The following is a 716-nucleotide window of genomic DNA, read 5'->3' as shown; positions in this document are numbered from 1 at the left end:
GAGACCGAGGCCACCGAGGGTCTGGCCGGTACGTACTCCTACCGGCAGAGCTACACCGCGACGGGCAAGCCGCAGAGCATCACGTTGCCGGCCACGCCGGGTGGGTTGCCGGAGGAGAAGGTCATCACGCGGTACGGCTCGGAGGGGCAGCCGCTGACGACGTCCGGGCACGACTGGTACACCGCCGACACGCTCTACAGCCCGTTCGGGGAGGTGCTGCGTACCGTCTCCGGCGAGGCGCCGCACCGGGTGTGGTCCACCTCCGAGTACGACCCGCACACCGGCCGGCTGGACCGTACGGTGGCGGACCGGGAGAAGGCGGGGCCGCACCGGCTGACGAACGTCTGGTACGGCTACGACATCGCCGGGAACGTCACCTGGATCACCGACATCCGGGCGAACGGCACCCGGGACCGGCAGTGTTTCTCCTACGACCCGCTGAACCGGCTGCGGCACGCCTGGACCGGCGGCACCGGCGGCTGCCCCCGTCAGACCTCGGCCCGCGACTCGGGCCCGGAGCCGGGCGATGTCACGGCGGGGCCGGACGGTGACGGCTACTGGCGCAGCTACACCTACGACGCGGTGGGCAACCGCACGCGGATGGTCGAGCACGACCTGGCCGACCCGGCGCTGGACGACACCTACACCTACACCTACGGCTCCACCGTCACGGGGAACGGCACCAGCGCTCCGGAGGAGGTCCAGCCGCACACCCT

General features: G+C 71.5%; 1 pseudogene. It reads left to right on the top strand.

Going from position 1 to position 716, the window contains the following annotated elements:
* Positions 1–716: pseudogene (locus HOY81_RS27075) on the top strand (hypothetical protein); the annotation flags it as partial.

The organism is Streptomyces sp. JJ36 (assembly GCF_021696945.1).
In the GTDB taxonomy this organism is placed as follows: domain Bacteria; phylum Actinomycetota; class Actinomycetes; order Streptomycetales; family Streptomycetaceae; genus Streptomyces.
This window is presented reverse-complemented; position numbering and strand designations above follow the sequence as displayed.